The 1,717-nt window shown below is 71.3% G+C and carries 2 protein-coding genes and 1 pseudogene; all 3 read right to left on the bottom strand.

The window, feature by feature from the left end; genetic code table 11:
* Window positions 1-566, bottom strand: a 566-nt coding sequence (locus NOD94_RS41015; RefSeq protein WP_281211334.1) for a homocysteine S-methyltransferase family protein, incomplete at its 3' end; no start/stop codon positions are given.
* Window positions 563-1,546, bottom strand: a complete 984-nt coding sequence (locus NOD94_RS41010; protein ID WP_281211333.1) for a PfkB family carbohydrate kinase — start codon at window positions 1,544-1,546, stop codon at window positions 563-565. The genes NOD94_RS41010 and NOD94_RS41015, both read right to left, overlap by 4 nt.
* Window positions 1,547-1,591: 45 nt before the next feature.
* Window positions 1,592-1,717 (bottom strand): annotated as a pseudogene (locus tag NOD94_RS41005) (methionine adenosyltransferase domain-containing protein); the annotation flags it as partial.

Raw genomic sequence — 1,717 nt, 5'->3', positions numbered from 1 at the left:
CCGAGGGCCTCCATGGCTCGGCGGGCGCCGATGATGGAGGACTTCGTCTGGAGCAGGTCCTGGGTGGTCTCGACGAGCAAGGCATCCGCGCCGCCCGCGACAAGGCCTTCCGCGTTCGCCTGGTAGGCGTCGCGCAGGGTCGTGTACGGGGCGTGGCCGAGGGTGGGCAGCTTGGTGCCCGGACCCATCGAGCCGAGGACCCAGCGCTGCTGTCCGGTGGAGGCGGTGTACTCGTCCGCGACCTCGCGGGCGATCCGGGCACCGGACTCCGACAGCTCGTGGACGCGTTCGGGGATGTCGTACTCCGCGAGCGAGGCGAAGTTCGCACCGAAGGTGTTCGTCTCGACGCAGTCGACGCCCACGGAGAAGTACGCCTCGTGGACCGAGCGGACGATGTCCGGGCGGGTGACGTTCAGGACCTCGTTGCAGCCTTCCAGCTGCTGGAAGTCCTCCATCGTCGGGTCCTGCTCCTGGAGCATCGTTCCCATGGCTCCGTCGGCGACGACCACGCGGGTGGCGAGCGCCTCCCGGAGGGCGTCGGCGCGGCGGACCTGCTCGCCGCTCATGAGACGGCCACCAGCCAGGGTTCGAGCTCGGCGGCCGCGGCGCTGCCGTAGACCCGGTCGACCCTGCCGACCAGGTCGGACGGGAGCAGCTTGTACTCCTGGGTGCCGACGGATTCCAGCACCACCGTGGCGAGCGCGCAGCCGAGCTGCGCCGCGCTCTCGTACGACAGGCTCCATGCGAGGCCGGCGAGGAAACCGGCGCGCAGGGCGTCGCCCACGCCGGTCGGGTCGGCGGCGATGTCCGTCGGCACGGCGGGGATGTCCTGCCGGCCGCCGGCGGCGGTCAGGATCGAGACGCCGTCGGCGGCGCGGGTCACGATCCAGGTGCCGACCCGCTCCAGGACCTCCTCCTCGCTCCACCCGGTGCGCTCGCGCAGCAGGGCGCTCTCGTACTCGTTGGTGAAGAGGAGGTGTGCGCCTTCCACGAGGCCGCGCGTCTGCTCGGAGTCGAGGCGGGCCAGTTGTTGGGACGGGTCCGCCGCCACCCGGATGCCGAGCGCGTGGGCCGTGGCGGTGTGGCGCAGCATCGCCTCGGGGTCGTCGGCGCCGACGAGGACCAGGTCGAGGCCCTGTGCGCGGTGGTACGTCTCGGTGAGGTCGATCTCGCGGGCCTCGGCCATGGCGCCCGTGTAGAAGGTCGCGATCTGGTTCTGGTCGCGGTCCGTCGTGCACACGAAGCGGGCGGTGTGCAGCGTCTCGCTGACCCGGACCGACGTCGTGTCCACTCCGGCTTCGACGAGCCGTCGGCCGTGGTCGGCGAAGTCGACGCCGGCGGCGCCCACGAGCAGGGGCCGCAGGCCGAGTCGGCCCAGGCCGAAGGTGATGTTGGCCCCCACGCCGCCCTGGCGGACCTCCAGTTGGTCGACCAGGAACGACAGTGACACCGTGTCGACCTTGTCGGTGATCAACTGCTCCGCGAAGCTTCCGGGAAACACCATGAGGTGGTCGGTCGCGATGGAGCCGGTCACAGCGATTCGCACAACTCTTCTCCTAGCAACTGTGGGCAGGGCAGCGCGGGCGGGCACTCACACCAGGCCGGCGGCGGTGCGCAGGGCGTCGACGCGGTCGGTGCGTTCCCAGGTGAAGTCGGGGAGTTCGCGGCCGAAGTGGCCGTAGGCGGCGGTCTGCGCGTAGATCGGGCGCAGCAGGTC

It is taken from the genome of Streptomyces sp. Isolate_45 (genome assembly GCF_024721315.2).
GTDB lineage: Bacteria > Actinomycetota > Actinomycetes > Streptomycetales > Streptomycetaceae > Streptomyces.
This window is presented reverse-complemented; position numbering and strand designations above follow the sequence as displayed.